A 3626-nucleotide genomic window follows, 5' to 3' on the forward strand; every position below is an offset into this window, starting at 1 on the left:
CAACGCTTCTGCTGCGCGAATATCTAAATAAATTCAATTCCGAAGCAAACATCCCTATGTCACACTATTAGCCCGAGCACGATGTTTATAAAGATACTTTGCCAAGTCCAAATTAAAGCCAATTTTCGATGCTAAATTTAACCAATCGCAGCTATCGCTCGTTATACGCGTAAATTTAAAATAATGCCGCGATCATTTGGCGTAAATTTATCTACTTTGCACAGTTTAAAACCAAGCGTACAATTTGCAGAATCGGCAATTTTATACCACTTTGCTTTTTAGATCGATAGCCCTTTTTGATTATTGCAAATTGCCGCATAAGCAATATTTTTCGCTACTGAAATTTATAAAATTTTAACTGAGTAAATTTGGCTGTTTCCGAGCGCAACGTGCAAAAATCTGGCAAAAACCGAGAATTTTAACCGAGTTTTAAGTATTGCATGGCTAAAATTACTTTTCTTTTTCGGTGGTTGGATAGCTCAGTCGGTAGAGCAGCAGACTGAAAATCTGCGTGTCGGCAGTTCGATTCTGCCTCTAACCACCACCTCATATGCCTTCAATGAACCTACACTTAGATAAAAAGCGATCGCGAATTAAATATCTTTTAACACAACAATGCTAAAATAACGAAATTTTACGAAAGGCAAAAGCGGTAAAAGCATGCTGATTCTTGGTGAAAAATACAAATTTACCGACGTGGAGCTAAGAAGGCTTAATAAAAAATTCGACAAAGTTGACATCGTAAAATATGCCACTCGCCCCTTCGCAGAGGTCCAGCTACAGATCGAAAACCTACTTAAAAATCACAATTATAAATTTCTAATCATAAACACCAAAGAATTTATAGATCCCAAAATGATAAAATTCCTTACGCTCTTGCAGTTTCGTTTCAATCACAAGCGGCTCAAAATTCTAACTATTGAAAAATTTTTAGAAAAATTCTTTCATAAATGCTATATCCCCGAAGACGATAGGGATTTGGAATTTTTAAGCAATATTAGGCCGTATAACGACTTCGAGTACGCCACGAAGCGCGTCATAGACTACATAGGCGGAGCGATCCTGTACGTTATATTTTTTGCGATCAAATTTCACGTAAAAAAGAAGATAGACGAGCAATCGCCGGGGAAATTATACTTCATCCAAAATCGCGTAGGACTAAATTTGAAAAATTTCAGATGTTATAAATTTCGAACCATGCACGAGCATTGCGTTCATAATCCATACACGCAGAAAAATGATAGCAGGGTGTTTGAGTTCGGAAAATTTATGAGAAAGACCAGGATGGACGAGCTGCCGCAGTGCATCAATGTACTGCGCGGAGATATGCACCTGATCGGGCCTCGTGCGGAGTGGAATATTCTAGTCAGAAATTACGAAAAAGCGATCCCCTATTACAACGAACGCCATCTAGTCCGTCCTGGCATCACCGGCTGGGCACAAGTCAATTATCCATATGGAGAAAATATTGAAGACGCCAAACAAAAACTAATGTATGATCTCTACTACATCAAATACTGGTCGCTGTGGCTGGAGATCAAGACAATCCTCATGACGATCGCCGTTATGATCAGAAAAAAAGGTTTATGAAATTTGATCTCCCAAAACCATCTTTAAAAGCCTATCGTTTGCCTTATGAACATCAAATTTTTTCTCCGCAATCCTCCTGCTCTCTAGCCCCATTGTATCGATCGTTCCTGGATTTTGTATAAAATACTCCATCTTCCGCACCAGGGCTTCATATTCGTACGGCGGCACCAAAAAGCCGTTCAATCCATCTATGACCGTCTCTTTGCAACCCACGCTATCAGTCGTGATAACCGCTCTACCTATCGCCATCGCCTCTTGCGTACTTCTAGGAAAACCCTCCCTGTACGATGGCAACACAAACACGCTAGAGCTAGCGATCCACTCATCCACATTATCCACAAAGCCCGGATATATCACGATGTCATCGTTTAGATACATATCTAGCTGCCGTTTTTTCAGACCGAAAGGATTTGTCTCGTCAAAGGAGCCCAAAATATAAAATTTCACCTCTTTGTGCTTTTGCTTTATAATCTTTGCGGCCCGTAGATACTCAAACACCCCCTTCTCCGCCAAAAGCCTGGCTACAAATATAAAACTCACGGGCTCTGCAGGCGCTTGAGAGTATTTAAATTTAGCCAGGTCGACCCCAATACCGCCTAAAATTTCAACACTTTTTACGCCGATTTTATATCTATCAATGAGGTCTTTTTTATCGTCGCTATTTAATAAGATGAGCTTATCGAGTAGAGGAAGGCTAAGCTTATAAAGCAAAATTTGAATAAATTTTATAAATTTCGTCTTGGCCGAAGATCCGTTTTTATGCAAAGTAAAAGCCCCGCCCAGCCCCTCAAGCATACCGACGATACGCGGCACCCCCGCTAATTTTGCCGCTATGGTGCCAAAAATTACGGGCTTTACGAAAAAGCTAAATACTATATCCGGCTGATATTTTTTAATGAGCCTTATCAAATCATATACCGCAAGAGCATCACCAAGCGGATTTAATCCTTTAGAATTTAGCTTGTAATCCAAAGCCGTCGCGCCGAGCTCTTTGATCCTGCTGCGTGAAGTATCGTCGTAGTCGCCGGCTAGGCAATAAATTTTAAAATTTTGCCCGGCGAGCTTTATGATAAATTCCTTCCTGAAATTTATCATCATAGAAGCGGCACCGCCTATAATAAAAATTTTTTTCAAAACGAGACTCTGTTATTGAATAATAGATATTTTATCACGGTGATAAAAAAAGCTATCAGGATAAAATACCCCAAGTAGAAGGTCTTTTTTGTGTTTAAATTTTTAAATAAAACGTAGGGGATAAAAAATTCAAAAACGCTAAATAGCAGATAAACTCTGCCTAAAATAGGGATGCCGTAAAATAAAATCCGCAGCAGCGCCGCAAAATACGCGAGATTGTATAAAAATATGCTCTTTTTATCCATCTCTTTTTTATAAAACAGCATAGATAGTATATTCGTAAAAAGGATAAAATAGATGCCCAAATAGCTAAAAATACTTTCGCTATAAGGCTTCATATGATAAGAAGCTAGATAATCCGTGTAGATATTAGCAGGGGCGTGATTATAGATAAATTCTGCAATTATCTGAATGATCCCGATCCTATTAAACACAAAAAATAGCATAAATACAAAAATCATCAAAGTGACCTTATAGTGCTTTTTAAATAAATCAAATATAAAAAATAGAGGTATTATAATGATAATGGTCGGATGAAAAAGCGCTCCTATTGTGGTAAACACAAAAGATTTTAGAATTTCACGCTCATAGTATAAAATAAAAACTATCGGTATAAGGGTCGTAGCGATAACCGATCTAAGGGCATTGAATGACATGGCGAAAAACGACAATGTAAATAGAATATATGTAATAATTTGAAGCTTGTCGTCAAAATAATAAAATTTTTTATAAGTTTTGACCATATAATTCAAAGCAATAGTTTGTATTAAAGACCAAATGACAAAAAGTAATCCATAATTAATAGTTAAAGGGTTTAAATATTTTATCAAAAGATACATAATTATCCCTTTGTACAGGGAATATAATCTTTCTGTTTCTAAAAATAAAAATTTATACATTAT

3 protein-coding genes and 1 tRNA gene are annotated in these 3626 nt (G+C 37.3%); 2 read left to right on the forward strand and 2 right to left on the reverse strand.

Annotated features, from left to right (window positions below; translation table 11 throughout):
• Nucleotides 1–468 precede the first annotated feature (468 nt).
• Both Q0605_RS08445 and Q0605_RS08450 read left to right on the forward strand, forming a co-directional pair.
• Nucleotides 469–544 (forward strand) — tRNA-Phe (locus Q0605_RS08445).
• A gap of 116 nt (nt 545–660) precedes the next feature.
• Nucleotides 661–1590, forward strand: a complete 930-nt coding sequence (locus Q0605_RS08450; protein ID WP_298706124.1) for a sugar transferase — start codon at nt 661–663, stop codon at nt 1588–1590.
• Here Q0605_RS08450 and Q0605_RS08455 read toward each other — a convergent pair.
• On the reverse strand, nt 1585–2724 hold the full coding sequence (locus Q0605_RS08455) for a glycosyltransferase family 4 protein (protein ID WP_297989094.1): 1140 nt from the start codon (nt 2722–2724) through the stop codon (nt 1585–1587). The two genes, Q0605_RS08450 and Q0605_RS08455, sit on opposite strands and share 6 nt — an antisense overlap.
• Entirely contained in the window at nt 2721–3623 is a 903-nt protein-coding gene (locus Q0605_RS08460; RefSeq protein ID WP_363317214.1) for an EpsG family protein, read from the reverse strand. Before Q0605_RS08460 ends, Q0605_RS08455 begins: the two co-directional genes overlap by 4 nt.
• Nucleotides 3624–3626 lie beyond the last annotated feature (3 nt).

Source organism: uncultured Campylobacter sp. (assembly GCF_938017705.1).
GTDB lineage: Bacteria > Campylobacterota > Campylobacteria > Campylobacterales > Campylobacteraceae > Campylobacter_B.

Coding starts and splice junctions, on each gene's coding strand:
- Q0605_RS08460 (WP_363317214.1), bottom strand. CDS start 3,623: ATGTATAAATTTTTATTTTTAGAAACAGAAAGATTATATTCCCTGTAC.
- Q0605_RS08450 (WP_298706124.1), top strand. CDS start 661: ATGCTGATTCTTGGTGAAAAATACAAATTTACCGACGTGGAGCTAAGA.